General features: G+C 73.3%; 25 protein-coding genes and 1 other RNA gene. 16 read left to right on the top strand and 10 right to left on the bottom strand.

The window, feature by feature from the left end:
- Positions 1–64 precede the first annotated feature (64 nt).
- Complete coding sequence (locus tag J7I94_RS20920) at positions 65–1036, bottom strand: aldo/keto reductase (protein ID WP_215168743.1); 972 nt, start codon at positions 1034–1036, stop codon at positions 65–67.
- A gap of 60 nt (positions 1037–1096) precedes the next feature.
- Positions 1097–1423, bottom strand: a complete 327-nt coding sequence (locus J7I94_RS20915) for a nuclear transport factor 2 family protein (protein WP_215168741.1) — start codon at positions 1421–1423, stop codon at positions 1097–1099.
- A gap of 152 nt (positions 1424–1575) precedes the next feature.
- Here J7I94_RS20915 and J7I94_RS20910 point away from each other — a divergent pair, with 152 nt between their 5' ends.
- Positions 1576–2121: a DoxX family protein gene (locus tag J7I94_RS20910; protein ID WP_215168739.1), complete on the top strand. Its 546-nt coding sequence runs from the start codon at positions 1576–1578 to the stop codon at positions 2119–2121.
- 23 nt (positions 2122–2144) lie between these two features.
- Positions 2145–2477 (top strand): MazG-like family protein, encoded by a 333-nt coding sequence (locus tag J7I94_RS20905; protein ID WP_215168737.1) that lies wholly within the window; start codon positions 2145–2147, stop codon positions 2475–2477.
- Between the two features lie 370 nt (positions 2478–2847).
- Here the strand turns inward: J7I94_RS20905 and J7I94_RS20900 are convergent, their stop codons facing one another.
- Positions 2848–3579, bottom strand: a complete 732-nt coding sequence (locus J7I94_RS20900) for a hypothetical protein (protein WP_215168735.1) — start codon at positions 3577–3579, stop codon at positions 2848–2850.
- A 238-nt stretch (positions 3580–3817) separates the two neighbouring features.
- Positions 3818–4747 (bottom strand): helix-turn-helix transcriptional regulator, encoded by a 930-nt coding sequence (locus J7I94_RS20895; protein WP_215168733.1) that lies wholly within the window; start codon positions 4745–4747, stop codon positions 3818–3820.
- A gap of 164 nt (positions 4748–4911) precedes the next feature.
- On the opposite strand from J7I94_RS20895, the gene J7I94_RS20890 reads away from it, so the two are divergent.
- The 5 genes from J7I94_RS20890 to J7I94_RS20870 all read left to right on the top strand — a co-directional run bounded on the left by J7I94_RS20890 (position 4912) and on the right by J7I94_RS20870 (position 8276).
- On the top strand, positions 4912–5604 hold the full coding sequence (locus J7I94_RS20890; RefSeq protein WP_215168731.1) for an SDR family oxidoreductase: 693 nt from the start codon (positions 4912–4914) through the stop codon (positions 5602–5604).
- Between the two features lie 144 nt (positions 5605–5748).
- On the top strand, positions 5749–5991 hold the full coding sequence (locus J7I94_RS20885) for a DUF6411 family protein (protein ID WP_215168729.1): 243 nt from the start codon (positions 5749–5751) through the stop codon (positions 5989–5991).
- A 36-nt stretch (positions 5992–6027) separates the two neighbouring features.
- Positions 6028–6450, top strand: coding sequence for an ATP-binding protein (locus J7I94_RS20880; protein ID WP_215168727.1), 423 nt, complete (start codon positions 6028–6030; stop codon positions 6448–6450).
- A gap of 88 nt (positions 6451–6538) precedes the next feature.
- Positions 6539–7036: a hemerythrin domain-containing protein gene (locus J7I94_RS20875; RefSeq protein WP_215168725.1), complete on the top strand. Its 498-nt coding sequence runs from the start codon at positions 6539–6541 to the stop codon at positions 7034–7036.
- 25 nt (positions 7037–7061) lie between these two features.
- Complete coding sequence (locus J7I94_RS20870) at positions 7062–8276, top strand: phosphatidylserine/phosphatidylglycerophosphate/cardiolipin synthase family protein (RefSeq protein WP_215168723.1); 1215 nt, start codon at positions 7062–7064, stop codon at positions 8274–8276.
- Between the two features lie 61 nt (positions 8277–8337).
- Here the strand turns inward: J7I94_RS20870 and rnpB are convergent.
- Together rnpB and J7I94_RS20860 are read right to left on the bottom strand one after the other, a co-directional pair.
- Positions 8338–8740: RNase P RNA component class A (gene rnpB / locus J7I94_RS20865), an RNA gene on the bottom strand.
- A 33-nt stretch (positions 8741–8773) separates the two neighbouring features.
- Positions 8774–9352, bottom strand: coding sequence for a Uma2 family endonuclease (locus J7I94_RS20860; RefSeq protein ID WP_215168721.1), 579 nt, complete (start codon positions 9350–9352; stop codon positions 8774–8776).
- Between the two features lie 140 nt (positions 9353–9492).
- Here J7I94_RS20860 and J7I94_RS20855 point away from each other — a divergent pair, with 140 nt between their 5' ends.
- The 4 genes from J7I94_RS20855 to eda all read left to right on the top strand — a co-directional run bounded on the left by J7I94_RS20855 (position 9493) and on the right by eda (position 12587).
- On the top strand, positions 9493–10251 hold the full coding sequence (locus J7I94_RS20855) for a MerR family transcriptional regulator (RefSeq protein ID WP_215168713.1): 759 nt from the start codon (positions 9493–9495) through the stop codon (positions 10249–10251).
- The gene (locus J7I94_RS20850) at positions 10248–10835 is read left to right on the top strand and encodes a hypothetical protein (protein ID WP_215168711.1); all 588 of its coding nucleotides are present in this window, start codon (positions 10248–10250) and stop codon (positions 10833–10835) included. The genes J7I94_RS20855 and J7I94_RS20850 overlap by 4 nt, the downstream gene beginning before the upstream one ends.
- A 239-nt stretch (positions 10836–11074) precedes the next feature.
- Positions 11075–11857 carry a peroxide stress protein YaaA gene (gene yaaA, locus J7I94_RS20845; RefSeq protein ID WP_215168709.1) on the top strand — a complete coding sequence of 261 codons (783 nt, stop codon included), beginning with the start codon at positions 11075–11077 and terminating at the stop codon, positions 11855–11857.
- Positions 11858–11924: 67 nt separating this feature from the next.
- Positions 11925–12587 (top strand): bifunctional 4-hydroxy-2-oxoglutarate aldolase/2-dehydro-3-deoxy-phosphogluconate aldolase, encoded by a 663-nt coding sequence (gene eda, locus J7I94_RS20840; RefSeq protein WP_215168707.1) that lies wholly within the window; start codon positions 11925–11927, stop codon positions 12585–12587.
- Here the strand turns inward: eda and J7I94_RS20835 are convergent.
- From J7I94_RS20835 to J7I94_RS20825, 3 genes are read right to left on the bottom strand one after another with little or no spacing between them, the layout of a single operon-like run.
- The gene (locus J7I94_RS20835) at positions 12573–13859 is read right to left on the bottom strand and encodes a bifunctional RNase H/acid phosphatase (protein WP_215168705.1); all 1287 of its coding nucleotides are present in this window, start codon (positions 13857–13859) and stop codon (positions 12573–12575) included. The two genes, eda and J7I94_RS20835, sit on opposite strands and share 15 nt — an antisense overlap.
- Before the next feature lie 20 nt (positions 13860–13879).
- Positions 13880–14623: a zinc ribbon domain-containing protein gene (locus J7I94_RS20830; RefSeq protein WP_215168800.1), complete on the bottom strand. Its 744-nt coding sequence runs from the start codon at positions 14621–14623 to the stop codon at positions 13880–13882.
- Positions 14620–15459, bottom strand: coding sequence for a Nif3-like dinuclear metal center hexameric protein (locus J7I94_RS20825; RefSeq protein WP_215168703.1), 840 nt, complete (start codon positions 15457–15459; stop codon positions 14620–14622). The genes J7I94_RS20830 and J7I94_RS20825 overlap by 4 nt, the downstream gene beginning before the upstream one ends.
- 208 nt (positions 15460–15667) lie before the next feature.
- Here J7I94_RS20825 and J7I94_RS20820 point away from each other — a divergent pair, with 208 nt between their 5' ends.
- Positions 15668–16813: a hypothetical protein gene (locus tag J7I94_RS20820; protein ID WP_215168697.1), complete on the top strand. Its 1146-nt coding sequence runs from the start codon at positions 15668–15670 to the stop codon at positions 16811–16813.
- A gap of 98 nt (positions 16814–16911) precedes the next feature.
- Complete coding sequence (locus J7I94_RS20815; protein ID WP_215168695.1) at positions 16912–17085, top strand: hypothetical protein; 174 nt, start codon at positions 16912–16914, stop codon at positions 17083–17085.
- A gap of 65 nt (positions 17086–17150) precedes the next feature.
- Here the strand turns inward: J7I94_RS20815 and J7I94_RS20810 are convergent, their stop codons facing one another.
- The gene (locus J7I94_RS20810; RefSeq protein WP_215168693.1) at positions 17151–18146 is read right to left on the bottom strand and encodes a MaoC/PaaZ C-terminal domain-containing protein; all 996 of its coding nucleotides are present in this window, start codon (positions 18144–18146) and stop codon (positions 17151–17153) included.
- A 186-nt stretch (positions 18147–18332) separates the two neighbouring features.
- Between J7I94_RS20810 and J7I94_RS20805 the strand changes: the two genes are divergently transcribed.
- The 3 genes from J7I94_RS20805 to J7I94_RS20795 all read left to right on the top strand — a co-directional run bounded on the left by J7I94_RS20805 (position 18333) and on the right by J7I94_RS20795 (position 22478).
- Positions 18333–19694, top strand: coding sequence for a sensor histidine kinase (locus J7I94_RS20805; RefSeq protein ID WP_215168691.1), 1362 nt, complete (start codon positions 18333–18335; stop codon positions 19692–19694).
- A gap of 239 nt (positions 19695–19933) precedes the next feature.
- Complete coding sequence (locus J7I94_RS20800; RefSeq protein WP_215168689.1) at positions 19934–20575, top strand: response regulator transcription factor; 642 nt, start codon at positions 19934–19936, stop codon at positions 20573–20575.
- Between the two features lie 148 nt (positions 20576–20723).
- Positions 20724–22478, top strand: a complete 1755-nt coding sequence (locus J7I94_RS20795; protein ID WP_215168687.1) for an MFS transporter — start codon at positions 20724–20726, stop codon at positions 22476–22478.
- Positions 22479–22643 lie beyond the last annotated feature (165 nt).

The following is a 22643-nucleotide window of genomic DNA, read 5'->3' as shown; positions in this document are numbered from 1 at the left end:
CAGGCTCGCGCGAGGTACGCGCCGGTACGCGGAACGGCTGCCACATGCCCCCGGCTTCCGGGCGTCAGCGCCCCAGGATCCGCTCGGCCTCGGCCATCTCCGCCTCGCCCAGCGGTCCCTTCGCCATCGCGCCCGCGTTCTCCTCGGCCTGCGCGACCGACCGGAACCCGGGGATGGGGACGGTGCGCGGGCTGCGGGCCCACAGCCAGGCCAGGGCGCCCTGGGTGAGCGTACGGCCGCCGCTGGTGAGCACCTCCCGGAGCGCCTCGACCCGGGCCAGCCACGCGGGATCGGCACCGCCGCCGTCGCCGAACCCCGGCAGCCAGGCGGGCGGGGCGCTGCGGATGTCCCCCGCCGCCGGGGCCCGGCCGTCCCCGTGCTTGCCGGTGAGCAGCCCCATGGCCAGGGGGCTGCGGATGATCCCCGCGAGGTCCGCCGTCTCGCACAGGGCGTGCATCTCGGGGGCGTCCTGGAGCACGTTGGCCCGGTACTGCACGGCCGCGCAGTGCGCCCCGGCCGCGAACACGGCGGCCCGCTGCGGGTCGTCGGTGGACCAGCCGTACGCCCGCACGAGCCCTTCCTTGACGAACTCCTCGCAGAGGTCGCGCAGTTCGGCGGCGCGGTGCGGTGCGACGTCGCCGAGGTGGAGCTGGTAGAGGTCGACGTGGTCGGTGCCGAGCCGGGCGAGGGACGCGGTCAGCGCGCGGCGGGCGTACTCGGGTGTGGGGTCGGCGCCGGTGAGGGTGCGGGTCCGCTCGTCGAAGAGGTTGCCCCACTTGGTGGCGACGGCCACGTCCGCGCGGCGCCGGCCGAGGGCGCGGCCCAGCAGCCGTTCGCTGTGCCCGGCCCCGTAGACGTCCGCCGTGTCGAAGAAGGTGACGCCGAGGTCGAGGGCGCGGTGGATCGCCCGTACGGACTCCTCGTCGTCGGTCTTCCCCCAGCCGAGCGGCTGCCCGGCGGTGTCCCACCACTCCCCGGCGATCGCCCAGCACCCGAAGCCGAGCACCCTGTCGCTGTGTCCGTAGATCTTCTCCATGGACGGGACGCTAGGAGTTGAAGCGCACCCGAAGGCAACCCCCGCCCGCGGTCCTCGCCGTTACGCCTGCCCGGTCTCGAAGCGGGTGATCTTCCCGTCGTCGTCCACGGTGAACGCCCACCGGGTGCGCATCTCGCCCCAGGTGTCGTTGCGGTGGCGGGCGACGAGGGCCCGGCCGTCCCGGGACTCGTTGTCGACCTCCAGACGACCGTGGGAGGAGAAGATCTCCCGGTCGATCCAGTCGTCGAGGTCCCGGTCGGCCCCGTCGTCGGACATCGTGGCGTCGGGCGCGAGCAGCGCGAGGAAGGCCTCGCGGTCATGGGCGTTCACCGCGGCGACGAAGGCACGGACGGCCGGGTCGCTCAGTCGCGTCGTCTGGATCGTCATGGCGGCCAGCCTCACACCGCCCGTGGCCCCCCGCCACCCGAACGGCGCCCGGGGGCGGGCCCGCCGGGCACGCGGGGTGCGACGGTGGAAGCAGGAGACCTGGGGGGAGCAGGAGACCCGGGGGGTGCTGCCGCTCGACTAAGGAGTCCACCATGACCTGCTGTTACGACCGGCGTGACGTCGGCCTGCTGTTGCTCCGGCTGGGGACCGGCGGGGTGCTGGCCGCGCACGGCGCGCAGAAGCTGCTCGGCTGGTTCGGGGGCGGCGGGATCGAGGGGACCGGCCAGGCCATGGAGGCCATGGGCTACGTTCCCGGGAAGCGGAGCGCGACGATGGCGGGGCTGGCGGAGGCGGGCGGCGGGCTGCTGCTGGCGATGGGCCTGGCCACCCCGGCGGCCGGTGCGGCGGCGGCCGGCGCGATGGCGGGCGCGGCGGCGGTGCACGCCCCGAACGGCTTCTTCGCCCAGGGCGGCGGCTACGAGTACGCCGCCTCGCTGGGCCTGACGGCGACCGGTCTCGCGGTCACCGGCCCCGGCCGCCTCTCCCTCGACGCCGCCCTCGGGCACGCCGTGAACCGGAACTGGATGGTGCCGGTGGCCTTCGCGGTGACGGCCGCGGCGACGGCGGTGGTGATCGGCGGGCGCAACCGGCGGATGCGGCGGGCGGCGGAGGGCGAGCAGGAACCGTTGTTCGACTGAGGTGACCTGGCAGGCTGCTCCGCATGACCGACGAGCGCACCGACCTCTTCTCCGTCATCGACGACCTGTGGCGCCGGCTGGAGACCGACCAGCCCGAGCGAGCCGGCCGGGAGGGCCTGCTGCTGCGCCTGCTGAAACTCTCCGAGGAGGTCGGCGAGGTCGCCGAGGCGGTGATCGGCGTGACCGGCCAGAACCCCCGCAAGGGCGTCACCCACACCTGGGACGACGTCGAGGCGGAGCTGTGCGACGTCGCCATCACGGCCCTGGTGGCACTGCGTACCCTGACACCGGAGGCCCGGCAGGTCTTCGCGGGACATCTGGAACGGGTGGCGGCGCGACCGCACAACACCCGGTGATCCATAACACCCGGTGATCCATGGGGGAACGTGGCGGGACCCGGGAGCGTAGCCTGCTCCCGGGCCCCTGGGGCTGCCACCTGATGCGCACGCCGGTTTCAGTGCGGAGACCGGATCAGTCGTCAGGCCGTCGTGTTCTTCCTTTGAACTACCGCACCACGAAGCGGTGCAGGAGAGATTCGAACTCCCATCCGACGGCGTTCGTCCGGCTCCGTCGACCCGGCGATCGGCGGCGATGCTGAGACTGGAGCGAGAGTCTGAGATTGACGGCGCGGGCCCGGTAGGGCCACACGCCACTTCAGGCTGAACGTTCAGTTTCAGCTTGCGCACCCCCGCGCTCGCACGCGGGGGAGATGAGGGGCGGGCGGTCTCACCCGAAGAGGTAACCGAACACCGCGTCCCCGACCCGCTGGTCGGTGACCTCGGCGCCGTTGGCCTCCTCGCGGGCGAACTTCACCGCCTGCTGGAGCTTCTCGATCCGCTCGGCCAGCTCGTTGACCCGCCGCGCGGGAAGCGCGCCCGAGAACTTCACGGTCGTCCAGTACCCGATCGGCACGTCCTCGTAGTACACCTCGACCTGCGCCGGGTGCTTCTCGGTGGCCTCCGCCTTGACGTGGTTGCGGGGCACCTTCTTGGTACGGATGGTGCGCACCGGCTCCGTCTTCCACCAGTCGGTGGACGGGTCGAGGGCCCAGGACTCGGCGGCGTCGAGGGTGGGCAGCTTCTTGACGAAGGCGTGCAGGTCGCTGAGCTGCTTCTCCAGGAAGAGCAGATAGCTGACCGGGACGTCCGCGACGATCGTCCGCCCGTCGACCGTGACATCGGCGCGGGCGGTGCAGTTGGCCCAGTCCTTGGTCGCGGTCACGTCGAACAGCCGGGTCAGCGACGCGGCCGTCTCCCGCAGCACGTCCTCCGCCTGCACCTGCACCCGCGTGGACTCGGGCGGCAACTGCTCGCCCTCCTCGTCCTTCGGCTGGTACGTACGCGAGATCCCGGCGAGCAGCGCGGGTTTGAGCACCTTCTGGTGCGCGGCGGTGACGTCCTGGAGCGACTTGCTCTTGACGCCCTTCTCGACGGCGATGATCTGGTTCAGCTTCGCCACTTGGGTCCCCCTTCGAACAGGGAGAACGTAGCCCAGGATGTCGAACGGACGCACGTCATTTACGGTCCTGGGCCCGGAGTACTGACACGTCAGTGCCACTCGTGAAGAGGGGCCATGACCAGGCGCGTTCTCGGACTTGCCGCAGCAGTGATCACCGGTGAGGTCGGCGAAGGACCTGGCCGGCCGCGCTGGACCTCATCCTGCCGGCCCGGCCGGCGGAGGTGGACATGGCGTGAGGTCAGTGGGGCGGGCGGGTCGGCTCCGTGGGTGAGGTCTGCGGTGCTGCCCAACTGGCGAGCAGTTTGAGGCGGTCCTCCCAGGGGGTGCCCGGCTCGGCCGTGTAGATGATCAGGTCGTGTACGGCCCGTTGCGGCAGGGGCAGGTTCAGGGAGCGGAAGGTCATCTCCAGACGGCCGACTTCGGGATGATCCAGCCGCTTGACGCCTTCGTGGCGGATCCGTACGTCGTGACTGGCCCACATGGTGCGGAAGTCGGGGCTGAGCGTGGACAGTTCACCGACGAGCTCACGCAGGGCCCGGTCGTGAGGTTCACGTCCGGCTTCGGCGCGGAGCACCGCGACCGTGGCCCTCGCGCCTTCCTCCCAGTCGACGAAGAAGTCGCGGGAGCCGGGGTCGAGGAAGAAGTAACGGGGGAAGTTGGGGCAGCCCCGCTCGCCGGTGGTTGCGCTGTCGAACATCGGCGAATACAGGGCCCTGCACAGCGCGTTGCTCGCGACGATGTCCAGACGGCCGGTGCGTACGAAGGCGGGGGCCATGGTCATGGAGTCCACCATCCACTGGACGGACGGCGGGATCTTGACGTCCTTGCGGCGGCGCGACCCGCGGCGGGCGGGGCGGGCCGCTCTGGCCAGATCGAGCAGGTAGGTGCGCTCGTCCTCATCGAGGAGCAACGCCCGCGCGACCGCTTCCAGTACGTCCTCGGAGACGCCGCTGATGTGGCCCTTCTCCAGGCGTGTGTACCACTCGGTGCTCACGCCGGCGAGGGCCGCGACCTCCTCGCGCCGCAGTCCGGGAACCCGTCGGCGCCGGCCGGTGGGCAGTCCGACCCGCTCCGGGGAGAGCTTGGCACGTCGGCTCGTGAGGAAGCCGCGGATGTCCGAGCGGTTGTCGACGGGATCACCGGTGCGACTCTCGGGCGGAGGTTCCATTCGTCCAGGTTACCCAGGGTCCCGCCGGTAGAGGGGTTGTGTTTATACCCCCCATGAACACGGCCTTGTCCGCCTCTGACGGCGCCGGTTCCATGAGGTCGGCGAACCGCTTGAGCGGCGCTCAGCACGGGCCGCCGCCCCCCATCCACCTCAGGAGCCCGACCATGTCCAGCAAGACCGTACTGATCACCGGCGCGACCAGCGGTATCGGCGCCCACACCGCCCGGCTGCTCCTCGACCGCGGCCACCGCGTGGCGGTCACCGGCCGCGACGAGAACAAGCTGAAGACCTTCCTCGACGAGGCCGGCCACCCCGGCCGGCTGCTGGGCCTGGTCGCGGACGCGGCGGACTGGGAGGCCACCGCGTCGGCCGTCACCCGCACCGTGGAGCACTTCGGTGCCCTCGACGCGGCGGTGGCCAACGCCGGATTCATGTCCGGCGACTCCATCGGGGCCGGCGACCCGACGTCGTGGGCGCCGATGGTTCTCACCAACGTCCTCGGCCCCGCCCTGCTGGCCCATGCCACCCTGCCCCACCTGGAGGCCACGGGCGGACGGCTGGTGCTCATCGGCAGCGTCGCCGGGCTGAAGAACTCTCCCGGCAATCTCTACTCGGCCACCAAGTGGGCCACCACCGGACTCGCCGAGAACCTGCGCCTGCTCGCCACGACCCGCGGCATCGGTGTCACGGTCGTCAACCCCGGCATGATCGACACACCCTTCTGGGAAGGCGTCAGCGTTCCCCCCTTCGCCCTGTCTCCCCAGCCCATCGCCGAGGCCGTCCGCTTCGCCCTCGACCAACCGGCGGGCGTCGACCTCAACACCCTGACCATCCGGCCCCTCGGCCAGCCGGCCTGACCACGACAGCGCACGCCGTAGTGGCGCTGATGGTCGCACGACGGCGTCCGCCCTCCCCTCACGTCCGGTACCACCCCGTTCCACGGCATGGCTCCGCGCCCCCAGGGCACGCGGAAGTCACGTCTCAGAGCGAGGAGTTCCGTCATGATGATCGTCGGCATAGTCGCCGTGTGTGTCGTTCTCGCCGTTCTCGCCTTCCTCCTACCGCGCCTGTCCCACCACCCGCAGCGCGGCACCCAGCGCACGCTCAACGTCGGGTCACGGACCGGTGGTAAGGCTCCCGGCGTCCTCGGCCGTGCGCTCAGCAAGCCCTTCCGCAGCAGTTCCAGGGCTGTCGGCCGCAGCGGGTCGGCGGGCCGGCGGGCCCGCGGCCGTATGCCGTTCTGACCCCGGACCCCGGACCCCGGACAGAGAGGAACCACAGTGGACGAGTCGTCAGTGCGGGCGGTGGGCTGGGCGCGCTCCCTCCCGATGAGTACCGGCCCGAAGGCAGCACGCGACTGGGCGCGCGAGCACCTGGAGAGCCTCGGTTGGACGCACCACCGCTCGCATACGGTGGACGACGTGCTGCTGACCGTCTCCGAACTGGTCACCAACGCCCACCTCCACGCCCACTCCGCGGCCCGCCTCGTGATGACCTGGGACGGCCGGTGCCTGCACATCACCGTGCACGACGACGACGCCGCCCTGCCCACCCCCCGCGAGCCCAGCCGCGACCGCCTCGGCGGGCGCGGCATGTTCCTCGTCGACGCCCTGGCCGACGACTGGGAAGCACGCCCCTGCCCCCACGGCAAGGCCGTCACGGTCTGCTTCTGTCCGTCCGCCCCCACGACCGAGTCCCGCTGACTCACGCTCACCAGCCGGTACGTCTCGTTCGCGGGAACCCGGGTATCCGCGACTTCGTATCACCGTCACACGAAGTCAGGGAGTCCCTGTGTCGTCCACCGATGTCGTCGAGCTCATCCTGCGGGACCACCGCCGTATGGAGGACCTCTTCCGCGTCATGCGGAATGTCGAAGCGGACCGTGCCGCCGCCCTGGCGGAGTTCGCGGATCTGCTCATCGCACATGCCTCGGCCGAGGAGGACGAGGTCTATCCGGCGCTGCGGCGGTACAAGAACGTCGACGGCGAGGACGTCGACCACAGCGTCCATGAGCACCACGAAGCCAATGAAGCGCTGCTGGCCCTGCTGGAGGTGGAGGACACCGCCTCCGACGCATGGGACGAAAAGCTCGAAGAGCTGGTCACGGCGGTCAACCACCACGCGGACGAGGAAGAACGCACCCTCCTCAACGATGCCCGGGAGAACGTCGGCGAGGACCGCCGCGCCGCACTGGGGCAGAAGTTCCTGAAGGCACGCGCGCGGTATCTGGAATCCGGCTGCGGCGGCGTAGAGAACGTGCGCGAGCTGGTGGCCGCCGCCAACGACTGACCTCTCCCGGCCCGGAAGGCGAAGAATGACCAGCACCCAGCAGATACCGGGTACCGCGGACGGCACCCGGGGCGGCGAGGCCGCCGGTGAGCGGGCCGTGCGGATACGGCGCCGGCTGGAGCGTCTGATCGGCATCGCGGCCACCGAAGGGAACGCCCTGGTCGCCCTGCGCAACGGCGACGAGATCTTCCCCGCCATGCTCGACGCCATCCGGTCCGCCGAGCACACGGTGGACATGATGACCTTCGTGTACTGGAAGGGCGCCATAGCCCGCGAGTTCGCGCACGCACTGGCGGATCGGGCCCGGGACGGGGTCAGGGTGCGACTGCTGCTGGACGGCTTCGGCAGCCGGCTGATCGACAAGGATCTGCTGGAGGAGATGCGCCGGTCGGGCGTGCAGGTGGCCTGGTTCCGCAAGCCGCTGTACCTGTCGCCCCTCAAGCAGAATCACCGTTGCCACCGCAAGGTGCTGGTCGTGGACGAGCAGACCGCCTTCACCGGCGGCGTCGGCATCGCCGAGGAGTGGTGCGGTGACGCCCGTGGTCCCGGCGAGTGGCGGGACACCCATGTGCGGGTGCGCGGGCCGGCCGTGGACGGCATCGCGGCGGCGTTCGCGCAGAACTGGGCCGAGTGCCACGACGAGCTCTTCGACGACCGCGACCGGTTCTCCGGCCACCGCCCGCAGGGCGACGCGGTGGTGCAGGTGGTGCGCGGTTCGGCCAGTTTCGGCTGGCAGGACATGCAGACCCTGATCCGGGTGATGATCGAGTCGGCCGAGGAGCGGTTCCGGCTGGCCACCGCCTACTTCTCCCCGGACGCCTACTTCATCGGGCTGCTGTGCGCCGCCGCGCGGCGCGGCGTCGAGGTGGAGATCCTGCTGCCCGGCCCGCACACCGACAAGCGGGTCTGCCAGCTGGCCGGACAGCACTTCTACGAGGACCTGCTCGCCTGCGGAGTGAAGGTGCACCAGTACCAGCCGACGATGTTGCACACCAAGGTCATCACCGTGGACCGCACGGCGGCTCTCGTCGGCTCGACCAACTTCAACCGGCGCTCCCTGGCCCACGACGAGGAAGTCATGCTCGCCGTCCTGGACGAGGAGTTCACCGCGACCCTCGACGCTCACTTCGACGCCGACACGGCGGCGAGCCGACTGATGCGGCCCAGCCGCTGGAGGAGACGCGACCTCCTGCAACGCACCCGCGAATACGCTGTCCAGCCCATTCGCCGCTACCTGTGACGACGCACCCGCCGATCGAGCAGGACGACCGCGCTCGGCGGGGGCCGCGAGGGAGGGGCGGCAGACGAGTCGGGCTGTACGCCGGGTTCTGTCCCGAAGGGGCCTCGCGGACCCCTCGGTGACGGCCATCCATCTAGGACCGGCGTTGCCGCCGGCCTCCAGCGGTCTACCCGCGGACTCGGGCGGGCCGCCCTCGAACATCCGCGCAGGGGCACCGGGGTGCCCCCTTCTTGACCTTGCTCCGGGTGGGGTTTACCTAGCTGCCCAGGTCGCCCTGGGCACTGGTGGTCTCTTACACCACCGTTTCACCCTTACCCAGCGCCTGAGCGCTGGGCGGTCTGCTTTCTGTGGCACTGTCCCGCGGGTCACCCCGGGTGGCCGTTAGCCATCACCCTGCCCTGTGGAGCCCGGACGTTCCTCGGGGAGCCCCGTAAGGGACTCCACGCGGCCGTCCGCCCGGCTCGTCTGCCGTGTGGACCATGGTACCGGGCCCGGCGTCAGAGGAAGTCCGCGGTGTCGAGGTCGAAGGCGAAGGGGGCGGGGAGGGAGAGGGGCTTGCCGAGGGGGCGCGTGTGGTGGTCCCGGTAGTCGTCCCGCTCCGGATCACTGAACAGCGTGACCGCCGAGGTCTCCCGGTCGACGAGGAGGTAGAGAGGGATGCCGCCACGGGCGTAGCAGCGGCGCTTGGCCTCGCGGTCGGCCTGGGGCTTGGTGGAGGTGACTTCCAGGACCATGGCGACGCCGTCACAGGGCATCCAGGCTTCGGCACCCCGGTAGAGCCTCAGGCGGGTCGGGGCGAACGTGCCGTCCGGGATCACGTGGTCCTTGGGGCAGGCGCCTCCGCTCTCCAGCTTCAAGCCCTTGTTGCCCGAGAAATCCATGTCGGTCCGAGACTTCCTGATCACCTGCTTGACGATCAGATTGATGTAATCCTCGTGATCCCCGTCCGGCGGCGGTGTCACAACGATCTCTCCCTCGATCAGCTCGGCCCGGAAGCCTTCCGGAGTGTCGAGGGCGAGGAACCCCTCCAGCAGGACGTCCGCCTGCGTGAGCGGCTCGTGGGCCATGGCGGTCATGTCACGCCCCTCCTTCGGTCGCTCGCCAGAGTGGGACATCGGAAGATCACCTGTCGACGGGATCGGTAGCCGTTCCCTCGATCGTGACACATCCGCCGCCCCCTTGACCTTGCCGCAAGGTCAACGTTTCTACTGATCCCATGCGGATCGGAGAACTCGCCGACGCCGTCGGCGTCACCACGCGGACCGTACGGCACTACCACCACCAGGGCCTGTTGCCCGAACCCGAGCGGCTGGCCAACGGGTACCGGACGTACACGCTCCGGCACGCCGTCGTGCTGGCCCGGGTCCGGCGGCTGACCGAGCTGGGGCTGGGGCTCGCCGAGGTGCGGGACGTGCTCGCCGACGACGCCGGGAAGGAACTCACCGAGGTGCTTCAGGAGCTGGACGCCGACCTGGCGCGGCAGGAGGCGGCGATCCGGGAGCGGCGGGCGCGGCTGCGAGGGCTGCTGGACGGCGGGGAGCTGCCCGCCGAAGGGCCGGTCTCACCGGAGCTGGCCGCGCTGTTCGCCGCCACCCCGCCCCTGTCCGGCTCTCCCATGGCCGCCCTGGACCGGGAGGTGCTCGCGCTGCTGGAGACGGTGGCCCCGCCGGAGGAGCGGGAGCGGATGGTGAGCGTGCTGCGCGGGGCGCTGGGGTCGCCGGAGGCGGTGGCACGGGCCCACCGGGCGTACGCCCTGCTCGACGAGGTGGCGGAGGCCGAGCCCGACGATCCCCGGGTGGCGGAGGCGGGCCGGGCGCTGGCGGACTGCATACCCGCGGAGATGGTGCCGGAGGAGGGGGACGTCCTCGACACCGGGCACGGATTCCTGCGTGCCCTCTACGCGGACTTCGCGCCCGCGCAGGCGCGCGCGGTCCAGCTGGCGCTGTGGATCGCCTCGCGGGGGCGGTGGTCATGAGGGTGGCTCGCGCTCTGGTCCGGCACGAGCTGCGGCTGCTGGCGAGCCTCGGCCTGTGGGTGGCGCGGCGGACTCACGGGGCGACGGCCGCGGCACGGGTCTTCGGGTACACGCGGGGCCAGGGGGCCATGGCGTTCGGGGTCGCGTTCGTGTGCGTGGTGGAGGCCGTGGGGATGTCCGTCCTGCTCCGGGACTGGCCCGCGGCGCACCACGTGGTGCTCGTCCTGGACGTGTACACCGTCCTGTTCGTCGTCGGGCTGCACGCCGCCTCCGTGGTCCGTCCGCACGTCCTCGATCCCGACGCCGGCGTCCTGCGCGTCCGCCGGGCCCTCCACGCCGACCTGCGGATTCCGCTGGAGCTGATCGGCTCGGTGCGGCGGGAGCTGCGCATGACGCACGCGCCGGCCGACGGCGAGCTGGACCTGGCCGTGGGGTCGCAGACCTCGGTCACGCTGCTCCTGGAGCGGCCCGTCGTCCACGTCGGCTTCCTCGGGCAGCGCAGCGAGGTACGCGTCGTGCGCTGCCATGCCGACGACGCCGCCGGGTTCGTACGGGCGGTCGAGGAGGCGCGAGCGGACGCTTAGGGCCTGTCGTTCGGATCAGGACGCAGGACATCGGCGGGACGTGTCCATGCCGGTGAGCGGGGTCTGGTGCGTGCGGCTGCAAGGCGCAGGAGGGCGGCAACGCGATGGGGGTCCCCCCACGCCGTTCAGGCAGTGGGGGAGCGCGTGCCGGACCCCGCGTCCGCGGCGTGATCCAAACGACCGGCCAGGCCGGGCCGGGCGGGTCGTACCCTGGCGGGAGCTCGATCGAAGGAGTACGTGTGCTTGTCCTGCTGCCGCCGTCCGAGGGGAAGGCGCCGTCCGGGCGGGGTGCCCCGCTGAAGCCGGAGTCGCTGTCGTTGCCGGGGCTCGCCGAGGCGCGGGCGGCCGTGCTCGACGAGCTGGTCGAGCTGTGCGCGGCGGACAAGGAGAAGGCCCGGGAGGTGCTCGGGCTGAGCGAGGGGCTGCGGGGCGAGGTCGGCAAGAACGCCGGGCTGCGGACGGCCGGGGCCCGGCCCGCCGGGGAGGTCTACACCGGGGTGCTGTACGACGCGCTGGACCTGGGCTCCCTCGACCAGGCCGCGAAGCGGCGGGCCGGGCGGGAGCTGCTGGTCTTCTCGGGGTTGTGGGGTGCGGTCGGGGTCGGCGACCGGATTCCCTCCTACCGGTGCTCGATGGGGGTGAAGCTGCCGGGACTCGGGGCGCTGGCCGGGCACTGGCGTGCTCCGATGGCCGAGGTCCTGCCGGAGGCGGCCGGGGACGGGCTGGTGCTGGACCTGCGGTCGGCGGCGTACGCGGCGGCCTGGAAGCCGAAGGGTGAGGTCGCGGAGCGGACGGCGACGGTACGGGTGCTGCACGCGCCCACCCGCAAGGTGGTCAGCCACTTCAACAAGGCGACCAAGGGGCGGATCGTGCGGAGCCTGCTGACCGAGGGGGCCGCGCCCGGGAGTCCGGCGGAGCTGGTGGAGGCGCTGCGGGACCTTGGGTACGTGGTGGAGGCCCAGGCGCCCGCGAGGGCGGGGCGGGCCTGGGCGCTGGATGTGCTGGTGGACGAGGTGCACTGAGGGCACGTGCGTTGCAGTATACGCAATGAGCTTTGCGTGTAGTGCGCCTCGCGGAGAGGATGAGGGCATGACCTCTGCGCTGCCCTCCCCCTCCGCGTCCGCCGCCGTCTCCGTGCTCGACCTCGCGCCCGTCGTCCCCGTGGTGGTCGTCGACGACGCCGCCGACGCCGTACCGCTGGCGCGGGCGCTGGTGGCCGGTGGGCTGCCCGCGATCGAGGTCACCTTGCGGACGCCCGCCGCCGTCGACGCGATCCGGGCGATCGCCGAGCAGGTGCCGGACGCGGTGGTCGGCGCGGGGACCGTCATCACGGCCGCGCAGGTCGAGGAGGTCGTGGCGGCCGGGGCGCGGTTCCTGGTCAGTCCGGGGTGGACGGAGTCGCTGCTGGAGGCCATGCGGGCGTCGGGCGTGCCGTTCCTGCCGGGGGTGTCGACCACGTCGGAGGTGGTGGCGCTGCTGGAGCGCGGGGTGCGGGAGATGAAGTTCTTCCCGGCCGAGGCGGCGGGCGGCACCGCCTACCTCAAGGCGCTCTCCGCCCCGCTGCCGCAGGCGCGGTTCTGCCCGACGGGCGGGATCACCCCGGCCTCCGCGCCCGAGTACCTCGCCCTGCCCAACGTCGGTTGTGTGGGCGGGAGCTGGATGCTGCCGAAGGACGCGGTCGCCGGGCGGGACTGGGGGCGGGTCGAGGCGCTGGCGCGGGAGGCGGCAGAGCTCGGCTCAGCGCAGGTGTGACGTCTCGTTGAAGAGCCGGACACTGGCGCCGCCGTCGGCGTAGTAGGCCACCGCAGACAGGGAGGCCGCCGACAGTTCCATGCGGAACAGGGACTCGGTGGGGGCGCCCAGGGCGAGTTGGACGAACGTCTTGATCGGCGTCACGTGGGAGACCAGGAGGACCGTGCGGCCGGCGTGCGCCGCGACCAGTTTGTCGCGGGTGGCGGCGATCCGGGCGCCGGTCGCCGCGAAGGACTCGCCGCCGCCGGTGGGTTCGGCTTCCGGGGAGGTGAGCCAGGCGTTCAGGTCGTCGGGCCAGCGTTCGCGGACCTCGGCGAAGGTGAGGCCCTCCCAGGCCCCGAAGTCGGTCTCGCGCAGGCCCTCCTCCACGCTCACGTCGAGGCCCAGGCGGGCGGCGACGATCTCGGCGGTCTGCCGGGTGCGGGCCAGCGGGGAGGTGACGACCGCCTGGACGGTGCCGCGCCGGGCGAGGGCGGCGGCGGCCTTCTCGGCCTGCTCGCGGCCGGCGTCCGAGAGGGAGGGGTCGCTGCCGCCGCTGCCCGAGAAACGCTTCTGCGGGGTGAGGGGGGTCTCGCCGTGGCGCAGGAGGACGAAGGTGGCGGGGGCGCCCATGTCGGGGGGTCCCCAGCCGGGGGTGGCGACGGTCCGCGCGGCACCCACATCGGCTGCCGTGCCACCGATACCACCCACATCGGCGGCCGCACCACCGACACCGCCCGCGTCTACGGCCGTACCACCGACACCGCCCGCGTCTACGGCCGCCCCTCCGCCTCCGCCCACATCGGCGGCCGTCCCTCCGCCTCCGCTACCGCCACCGTCACCGTCCAGCTCCGCCGTCGACGCCGACGGCGACCACCGCTCGCCGCGCGCCCCCGCGTCCATCGCCTCGTTGGCCAGCCGGTCGGCGTGCTTGTTGCTCGCGCGCGGGATCCACTCGTACGTCACCCGGTCCGGCGGGAAGACGGACCGCGCCTCGGTGGCGAGCGGCTTCATGGCGGGGTGCTTGATCTTCCAGCGGCCCGACATCTGCTCGACGACGAGCTTGGAGTCCATCCGCACGCGCACCGTGGCCCGCGGGTCCAGCCCGTGCGCGGCGCGCAGGCCGGCCAGCAGGCCCCGGTACTCGGCGACGTTGTTGGTGGCGACGCCCAGGTACTCGGCGGCCTCCACCAGGGTCTCCCCCGTGGCCGCGTCCCGCACCACCGCGCCGTACCCGGCGGGACCGGGGTTGCCCCGCGATCCCCCGTCGGCCTCGACGACGAACTCCCGCACAGCCACCACCCTCAGAAGACCTACAGTCCCGAGTCGGACGTACGGACGAGAATGCGACGGCAGTTCTCGCACCGCACCACCGTGTCGGGGGCCGCCGCGCGGATCTCGTTGATGTCGGTGATCGCCAGCTCCTGGCGGCAGCCCTGGCAGGTGCGCTGGTAGAGCTTGGCCGCGCCGATGCCGCCCTGCTGCTCGCGGAGCTTGTCGTAGAGCTTGAGCAGGTCGGCGGGGACGGAACCGGCGACGACCTCGCGCTCCTTGGTCACCGAGGCGGCCTCGCCGTCGATCTCCTCGAAGGCGGCGTCCCGGCGTCCGGTCGCGTCGTCGATCTTCGCCTGCACGGAGGCGACCCGCTCGGTCAGCTCGGCGACCCGCTGCTGGGCGGACTCGCGGCGCTCCATCACCTCCAGGACCACGTCCTCCAGGTCGCCCTGGCGCTTGGCGAGGGAGGCGATCTCGCGCTGGAGGTTCTCCAGGTCCTTCGGGGAGGTGACGGCACCGGAGTCCAGGCGCTGCTGGTCGCGGGCGGCGCGCTGGCGCACCTGGTCCACGTCCTGCTCGGCCTTGGTCTGCTCGCGGGCGCAGTCGCTCTCCTCGGTCTGCGCGGCGACGAGCAGGTCGCGCAGCTGGGTGGCGTCCTTGCTCAGCGACTCCAGCTCGGCGTGCTCGGGCAGCGACCGGCGCTTGTGCGCGAGCTGCTGGAGGCGGACGTCGAGGGCCTGGACGTCGAGGAGTCGGATCTGGTCGGCGGGCGCGGCGTTCAGTTGGGGGCTCCAGGTGAAGGGGAGTGGCTGGTCCAGGGGTCGGTGACCGTCTTCGAGACGTGGACGCGCAGGTCCCATCCGTGCCGGTCGGAGATCTCGTCGAGCTGGCTCGCGGCCAGTTCGCACCAGGGCCACTCGGTGGCCCAGTGCGCGGCGTCCAGCAGCGCGAGGGGGCCCTGCGCCACGGCCTCGGACGCCGGGTGGTGGCGCAGGTCCGCGGTGAGGAAGGCGTCGACACCGGCCGCCCGTACGTGCTCGAAGAGGCTGTCGCCGGAGCCGCCGCTGACGGCGACCGTGCGGACCAGGGCCTCGGGGGCGCCGGCGACGCGGATGCCCTGCGCGGTTGCGGGCATCCGGGCGGCGGCTCGGGCGGCCAGCTCGCGGACGGTCAGCGGGTGGTCCAGGGCGCAGATCCGGCCGAGGCCGCGGCGCCCGGCGGGGTCGGTGGCGTCCGGCACCAGCGGCCCCGTGACCCGCAGGTCCAGGGCGCCGGCCAGCGCGTCCGAGACGCCCGGGTCGGCGGTGTCGGCGTTGGTGTGGGCGACGTGCAGCGCGATGTCGTGCTTGATGAGCGTGTGCACCACGCGGCCCTTGAAGGTGGAGGCGGCGACCGTGGTCGTGCCCCGCAGGTACAGGGGGTGGTGGGTGACCAGCAGGTCGGCGCCGAGGTCCACCGCCTCGTCGACGATCTCCTGGACGGGGTCGACGGCGAACAGGACCCGCTGGACGTCCTGGCCGGGCTCCCCCGTGACGGTGCCGACCGCGTCCCAGGACTCGGCCCGCTCGGCGGGCCACAGGTTCTCCAGCGCGGCGATGACTTCTGACAGACGGGGCACGGACCCAAGGCTACCTGCCTGTTTCGCGGCGCAGTACCGCCACCGCCGCCCCGTTCCCCGCCCGCCCGCGACCCGGCCGGGACCAGCACATCCGCCGCTCGATCCTCAGGCGAACCGTTTCGCTTCCATCCGTTTGTGTGAAGCGGACGGTCGTCGGGACCACGTCCGTGCGTACGAAACTAGCTTCGTCGCCGGAGGTGACCGAACGATGACAGCCTGTGCTATCGAGCCTTCGGCGGACCAGGGAAGCGACGGGACACCGCGGGCGGGCTGTTCCCTCACCGTGGACGCGGCGTACGCGGCCCGGCTGGCCGGCCGTGACGGGGCCCGTTACCCGGAGCGCTGGACGCTGGACGGTCCCGAGCCGTACGCGGTGCCGCTGCCCGGCGACCAGCCGGAGGAGCCGGGCACCGAGGTGCAGCCGATGGGCGACGGACGGGTGCTGATCCACCGCCGGGCGGGCGGCCGGCACGTCTTCACGCTGCTGTACCCGACCCAGGGGCCCGGCACCGGTGAGCTGCCGATGGGCGGCGTGGAGTGCCCGGACGACGGGACCCGGCTGCGGCTGCTGCCGCCGGCGCCGGACGGCGAGACGGCGTACGCCCTGGAAGTCGGCCCGCGGTCGGCGTCCGTGTGGCTGGTGGCCGGCGGCGCCTTCGGCCCTGAGCACCTGGCCGAGGTGCCGGGCCGCTGCTCGGGCGGGGTGTGGCTGGACCGTACGGCCCGGATACTCGCGCTCGACCGGGAGGAGGCCGGGCCCGCCGGGCCGGTCGTCAAGACGGTCGTCGTGGACCTGGAGCGGGGCGGTGAGGTCTCGCCCCTGCTCCAGATCGCCGCCGGCAGCGACGACCGGCTGCTGCTGGCCGACCCGGACAGCGGGCTGCTGCTGATCCGCTCCGACGCGCCCTCCCCCGGGCGGGCCCGGCTGGGCTGGGGGGTGCTGGGCAGCACGCTGCCGGTGCGGTTCCCGCGGTGCCTGCGGCTGCCGGACCGCGCCCTGACGCCGTTCGCGATCCAGCCCGGCCAGATGCTGACGCCGGAGCGGTGCGCGGTGGCGCTGCGGGTGGACGGCCCGACGGGCAGCTGGGTCGGGATGTGGCGGCCCGACCGGCGGCAACTGCACCAGTTGCCCGCGCCGCGCGGCTGGCTGGCCGGCGCGGGCTGGTGGTCCGCCGACGGCCTGCTCCGGCTGCCGTACGCCACGGCGGAACTGCCCTGCGCCGTGGCCGCGCTGGCCGTGCCGGGAGATCCGGACCCGGAACCCGAGCCGGCCCCGGAGCCCCCGGCGGCGGAGGTCTCGCCCCGTCCGGTTCCGCTCCAGGAGGCCCCGCTGGCGCGGCTTGTAACAAAGTAGTGCCGGTTGGCGCGGCCGTCTGGATTCGCCCCCGAGGCGTGCCGGTTACACTCCTTCGGCTGTTAGAAAGATCATGTTGACGGGGTGAATTCCTTCCGATGAACGACGCCAGCACGAACCAGCCGATGCGGGCCGACGGTGCCGACGTTCGGACGACGACCGACTCCGGCCACGGCCGGCACCGCGGTCCGGTCTCCGTGCAGGACGGCGAGACGGCCCCGCAGGGCCGTCATCGCAAGCCGGCCGAGCAGAGCGGGACGGCCGCCGCCTGACACGACGTACGCGTCGGCCCCGCCCGGTCACCATGACGGGCGGGGCCGACGCGTGTCACGGCACGTCACGGCACGGCACGGCACGGCACGGCACGGGAGCCGACGGCATCGGTGACGGTGACGGCCCCGGTCAGCACCGGGGCCGCGTCCCGGCGCCCCGCGACATCCACCGCCACCCGCACCACCGTCCCCGTTCCCGTTCCCGTTCCCGTTCCCGTCCCCGTCCCCGTCCCCGTTCCCGTTCCCGTTCCCGCGCCCGCGCCCGCGCCCGCGCCCGCGCCCGCCCGATCCCGCCACATCCGCGCCCGCAGCGTCTCCCCCGGGTACACCACCCCGGCGAACCGCGTCCGGTAGTCCCGTACCCGGGTCACATCCCCGTCGAGCAGCGTGTCGACGACCGCCTTGAGCGTGATGCCGTAGGTGCACAGCCCGTGCAGGACCGGCCGCCCGAACCCGGCGCGCGCCGCGAACGCGGGATCGGCGTGCAGCGGGTTCCAGTCGCCGCTGAGTCGGTAGAGCAGCGCCTGCTCCTCCCTCACCCGCCGCTCCACGACCGCGTCGGGCTCCCCGCCCGGCACCTCGGCCCGCCCCGAAGGCCCGCGCTCCCCGCCCCACCCGCCCGCTCCCCGTACGTAGATCTCGGCGTCGTCGGTCCACAGCGGCCCGTCGGCGTCCGCCGCCTCGGTCCGCAGGACCAGCACCGCCGCCTTGCCCTTGTCGTACACGGCGGTGATCCGGGAGGTCACGGCCGCCGTGCCGCGCACCGGCAGGGGCCGCGCCGTCCGGACCCGCTGGCCGCCGTGCAGGACGTGCGCCAGGTCGACGTCGACGCCGGGCCGGTCCAGCCCGGCCGTCACACCGGGCGCGCCCGCGCCGGCGACGGTGGCGAAGCTCGGCAGGACGTGCAGCCGGGACTCCAGGACGTAGCGCAGCTCGCGGGGGTCGGTGGCGGGGACACCGGCGCCGATGCCGAGGTGGTAGAGCTGGACGTCCTTGTGGTCCCAGGTGATCTCTCCGGTACGGGGTGCGGCGGCGAGGGCGGCGGCTGCGTCGATGGGCACGGTTCTCCTGACGGCGGTCGGGGCACTGGCTGCTCCGAGGGAACCAGGACATTCGTCCCGCCGGAAGCCGTACGGGCGTCTCTGCCGCGCCCTGCCGCCCCGCGACCAGAATCGGGCCCGACAGACCGGACAGGACCGGACCGGACCGGACCGGAGACATGAGGCCGGAAGGGGAAGACAAGGACCATGACTCGGCCACGAGCGCTGCGCGGGATCTCCTGCCGACTGGACGCCTGGGACCTGGCGCGCGAGCCGCGCGGCCGGGAGGGGACGCCGGGCCCGCCGCCCACCGGCTTCGCCCTGCTCCCCTGGCTGCTGATGGGCCTGGGCTCGCTCGCCAACCTCTTCCAGGACGACACGTCCGACCCCGTCCTCGCCGGCGCGGGCCTGCTCGCCTTCAACTCGCTGTACGTCTACGTCACCTTCCGCTCCTTCGACCGGACCAGGCGCCGGGCGCCGTCGACGCGGTCGGCCCTGCTCCTGATGGGCCTGCTGACCTGCGCCCTGACGCTCGCCTACGGCGGCACCTGGGCGCTGTTCTTCCCGCTGCTGGGCCTGGCGGCGGGCGCGGCCCTGCGCGGGCGGCGGCTGGCCCGATGGGGCTGGGCCCTGGCGGCCCTGGCGGGGGTGGTCACGGGCGTCAAGGACGGCTGGAACGGCCTGAACATCGCGTACGGCACGCTGCTGTCGACGATGGTGACGGCGGCGATCCTGGGCCTGTCCGACGCGGTACGGGAACTGCGGGCCGCCCGCGAGGAACTGGCCCGGCGCGCGGTGGCCGAGGAGCGGCTGCGTTTCTCCCGCGACCTGCACGATCTGCTGGGCCACACCCTGTCGGTGATCGTGGTGAAGGCGGAGGCCGCCCGCCGGCTGTCCGCCCGTGACCCCGCGGCGGCCGTCACCCAGGTGACCGACATCGAGGCGGTGGGCCGGCAGGCGCTCACCGAGATCCGGGAGGCGGTGACGGGCTACCGCGAGGGCAGCCTCGGTACGGAGCTGGACCGGGCCCGCTCCGCGCTGCGCGCCGCCGACGTGGAACCGGTGGTGCGCCGCTCGGGCCCGCCACTGCCGCCGGGGACCGAGGCACTGCTCGGGTGGGTGGTACGGGAGGCGGTGACGAACGTCGTACGGCACAGCGGGGCGAGCCGCTGCGAGATCACGCTGCTCGGCGGTGCGGGGCGGGTCCGGCTGACCGTCACGGACGACGGGCCGGGGACGGGGACGGCCGACGCCCCCGGTGTTCCCGGTGGGCCGGGGACGGGCCTGGCCGGTGTCCCCGGCGTGCCAGGCGGTCCGGGCGGTCCGGGCATGGGCTTTACCGGCGGCCCCGGCGGCCCGGGCATGAGCCTGACCGGCGCCCCCGGCACCCCCGGCACCCCCGGCACCCCCGGCACCGGCCTGACCGGTCTGGCGGAACGCCTCGCCGCGGCGGGCGGGGTGCTGACGGCCGGGGTGACGGGGCGGGGCGGGTTCGAGGTGCGGGCGGAGCTGCCGGTGGGGGACGCGGCCGGCGCGGTCTCGGCGGCGGCGGGGGGCACGGGGAGGTGAGCAGGGCGGCCCGCCGTTCCTCGGAGGGCGGCCGGGTCGCCGTCCCCGCCCCGGAACGGACCGCCTCCGGCCGGGCGGGGGCGGCCCGCCGTTCCTCGGAGGGCGGCCGGGTCGCCGTCCCCGCCCCGGAACGGACCGCCTCCGGCCGGGCGCGGGAGGGGATTCGCCCCGCCTCCGGCCGGGCGCGGGACGCGGCTCGCCCCCGCTCCGGCCCGCGACGGCGCCCGTACTCTGGGCCCATGGACGAGACGCCGCAGGCTGCGTACGGACCGGCACCGGCGCGCGTCCTCCTCGCCGAGGACCAGGGCATGATGCGCGGCGCGCTCGCGCTGCTGCTCGGCATGGAGGAGGACATCGAGGTCGTCGCGCAGGTGGCCACCGGCGACGCGATCGTCGAGGCCGTTCTCGCGCACCGCCCCCACGTCGCCCTCCTGGACATCGAGCTGCCGGGCCGCAGCGGCCTCGACGCCGCCGCCGAGCTGAGCGAGCGGGCCCCGGACTGCCGGGTGCTGATCCTCACGACCTTCGGCCGGCCCGGCTACCTCCGGCGCGCGATGGAGGCCGGCGCCGCCGGTTTCCTCGTCAAGGACGGCCCCGTCGAGGAACTCGCCGGCACCATCCGCCGCGTCCTCGCCGGCGAGACCGTCATCGACCCGGCCCTGGCCGCCGCCGCGCTCAGCGCCGGTCCGAGCCCGCTCACCCCCCGTGAGTGCGACGTCCTCACCGCCTCCGCGGACGGCGCCACCGTCGCCGACATCGCCGCCGCCCTGCACCTGTCCGAGTCCACGGTCCGCAACTACCTCTCCGCCGCCATCGGCAAGACCGGCACCCGCAACCGCGCGGAAGCCCTCCGCGAGGCCCGCCACCAAGGCTGGATCTAAAGAGCAGGTCAAGAATTACTTAGGGACTCGAAGCAACGGAATAGGTGCTTCGGCAAACCAGGTTGGGCATACACACATCCCGTACGCCGCCCCTGCGCGTACGTCCTCGCACGCATCCGCTCACACCCGTCCCGGAGGACCGCACGCAATGAGCCACACGACGACCGACGAACCCACCGGGCGAGCGACCGGGGCCACCGTCCCGGTCCTCGCCTTCGCGGGCATCGTCGTCGCGGTGATGCAGACCCTGCTCGTCCCGGTCATCAAGGACCTGCCCCGACTCCTGGAGACCACGCCCAGCAACGCCACCTGGGTGCTGACCTCCACGCTCCTGTCCGGAGCCGTCGCCACGCCGATCATGGGCCGCCTCGGCGACCTCTACGGCAAGCGGCGCATGCTGATCCTCAGCCTGGCCGTGATGGTGGTCGGCGCGCTGGTCAGCGCGTTCACCGACGCCCTGCTCCCGATGATCGTCGGCCGTACGCTCCAGGGCTTCGCGATGGGCGCGATACCCCTCGGCATCGGCCTGATGCGCGACATGCTGCCGCGCGAACGGCTCGGCTCGGCGATGGCGCTGATGAGCTCCTCGATCGGCGTCGGCGGCGGCCTCGCCCTGCCCGCCGCCGCCCTCGTCGCGCAGCACGCCGACTGGCACGCCCTGTTCTACGGCGCCGCCGGCCTCGGCATCCTCTCCATCGCCCTGACCCTGGCCGTCGTACCGGAGTCCCCGCTGCGCGCCAAGGGCACCTTCGACCTCCCCGGCGCCCTCGGCCTCTCCGCCGGCCTGGTGCTCTTCCTCCTGCCCATCACCAAGGGCAGCGACTGGGGCTGGTCGTCGCCCACCACCCTCGGCCTGTTCACCGCCGCCGTCGTCGTCCTGCTGCTGTGGGGCCTGATGGAACTGCGCGTCAAGGCCCCCCTCGTGGACCTGCGCACCACCGCACGCCGCGAGGTCCTGCTCACCAACCTGGCCTCGATCATGGTCGGCGTCTCCTTCTACGTCGTCTCCCTGGTCCTCCCCCAGCTCCTCCAGCTGCCCGCCGCCACCGGCTACGGCCTCGGCCAGTCGATGGTCGTCGCCGGCCTGTGCGTGGCGCCGCTCGGCCTGACGATGATGTTCACGGCCCCGGTCTACGCCCGTCTCTCCGCCCGCTACGGCCCCCGCACCACCCTCATCGTCGGCCTGCTGGTCATCGCGGTCGGCTACGGCGGCGGCCTCGGCCTGATGAGCGCCGCCTGGCAGACGGTCGTCACCTCGGTGCTGCTCGGCGCCGGTATCGGCCTCGCCTACTCCTCGCTGCCCGCGCTGATCATCGGCGCGGTCCCGGCCTCGGAGACGGGCGCGGCCAACGGCCTCAACACCCTGATGCGGTCCATCGGTACGTCGGTGTCCAGCGCCGTCATCGGCATGGTGCTGGCCAACACCGCCGACGACGTCGGGGGCGTCGCCGTCCCGACGATGCACGGCTTCCGCGTCTCGTTCCTGATCGCGACGGCCGCGGTCGCCGCCGGCCTGGTCTTCGCGTTCTTCCTCCCCCGGCGCCGCCCCTCCGCCCACACCCAGCTGCGCGCGAGCAGCGAGGAGGACGCCAACCTGGCCCGCGCCGAGGAAGTACTGGCCGGAGAGGTGCTGCGCGGCTTCCGCGGCCGTGTCCTGGCCGCCGACGGCACGCCCGTCGCCCGTGCCAAGGTCACGCTGATCGACCGGCACGGACGGCAGGCGGGCGCGGCCCTCTCCGCGCCCGACGGCGGCTACGCGCTGCCCGTGCCCGCCCCGGGCCCGTACGTCCTGGCCGCCCGCGCCGCGGGGCACGGCCCGCTCGCCCACTCGGCGACCCACACCGGCACCGGCCACCCGGTCGACCTCGACCTGTCCCTGCCGGGCGAGACGGTCTCCGCCTGACCCGTCCGGGACCGCTCTGCCGCACCCCCTGTCGCCCGCCGCGACCGGGGGTGCGGCAGCATGCGCGTACGACCGACGGACAGAACAGCGAGGCCCCCATGTCCCCGACCGCGACCCCGAGCCCCAGCCCGAGCCCGAGCCCCAGCCCGAGCCCGAGCCCGAGCC

It is taken from the genome of Streptomyces sp. ISL-12 (genome assembly GCF_018614415.1).
Lineage (GTDB): Bacteria > Actinomycetota > Actinomycetes > Streptomycetales > Streptomycetaceae > Streptomyces.
Note: the sequence above shows the minus strand (reverse complement) of the source record. Positions and strands in the feature narration are given on the sequence as shown.

What these genes read in the sequence shown, in the direction of transcription:
- J7I94_RS20850 (WP_215168711.1), top strand. Translation starts at nt 10,248, where the DNA reads ATGAGGGTGGCTCGCGCTCTGGTCCGGCACGAGCTGCGGCTGCTGGCG.
- J7I94_RS20905 (WP_215168737.1), top strand. Translation starts at nt 2,145, where the DNA reads ATGACCGACGAGCGCACCGACCTCTTCTCCGTCATCGACGACCTGTGG.
- J7I94_RS20795 (WP_215168687.1), top strand. Translation starts at nt 20,724, where the DNA reads ATGAGCCACACGACGACCGACGAACCCACCGGGCGAGCGACCGGGGCC.
- J7I94_RS20920 (WP_215168743.1), bottom strand. Translation starts at nt 1,036, where the DNA reads ATGGAGAAGATCTACGGACACAGCGACAGGGTGCTCGGCTTCGGGTGC.
- J7I94_RS20910 (WP_215168739.1), top strand. Translation starts at nt 1,576, where the DNA reads ATGACCTGCTGTTACGACCGGCGTGACGTCGGCCTGCTGTTGCTCCGG.
- J7I94_RS20820 (WP_215168697.1), top strand. Translation starts at nt 15,668, where the DNA reads ATGACAGCCTGTGCTATCGAGCCTTCGGCGGACCAGGGAAGCGACGGG.
- J7I94_RS20870 (WP_215168723.1), top strand. Translation starts at nt 7,062, where the DNA reads ATGACCAGCACCCAGCAGATACCGGGTACCGCGGACGGCACCCGGGGC.
- J7I94_RS20895 (WP_215168733.1), bottom strand. Translation starts at nt 4,747, where the DNA reads ATGGAACCTCCGCCCGAGAGTCGCACCGGTGATCCCGTCGACAACCGC.
- J7I94_RS20815 (WP_215168695.1), top strand. Translation starts at nt 16,912, where the DNA reads ATGAACGACGCCAGCACGAACCAGCCGATGCGGGCCGACGGTGCCGAC.
- J7I94_RS20855 (WP_215168713.1), top strand. Translation starts at nt 9,493, where the DNA reads ATGCGGATCGGAGAACTCGCCGACGCCGTCGGCGTCACCACGCGGACC.
- J7I94_RS20805 (WP_215168691.1), top strand. Translation starts at nt 18,333, where the DNA reads ATGACTCGGCCACGAGCGCTGCGCGGGATCTCCTGCCGACTGGACGCC.
- J7I94_RS20860 (WP_215168721.1), bottom strand. Translation starts at nt 9,352, where the DNA reads ATGACCGCCATGGCCCACGAGCCGCTCACGCAGGCGGACGTCCTGCTG.
- J7I94_RS20890 (WP_215168731.1), top strand. Translation starts at nt 4,912, where the DNA reads ATGTCCAGCAAGACCGTACTGATCACCGGCGCGACCAGCGGTATCGGC.
- J7I94_RS20885 (WP_215168729.1), top strand. Translation starts at nt 5,749, where the DNA reads ATGATGATCGTCGGCATAGTCGCCGTGTGTGTCGTTCTCGCCGTTCTC.
- J7I94_RS20915 (WP_215168741.1), bottom strand. Translation starts at nt 1,423, where the DNA reads ATGACGATCCAGACGACGCGACTGAGCGACCCGGCCGTCCGTGCCTTC.
- eda (WP_215168707.1), top strand. Translation starts at nt 11,925, where the DNA reads ATGACCTCTGCGCTGCCCTCCCCCTCCGCGTCCGCCGCCGTCTCCGTG.
- J7I94_RS20800 (WP_215168689.1), top strand. Translation starts at nt 19,934, where the DNA reads ATGGACGAGACGCCGCAGGCTGCGTACGGACCGGCACCGGCGCGCGTC.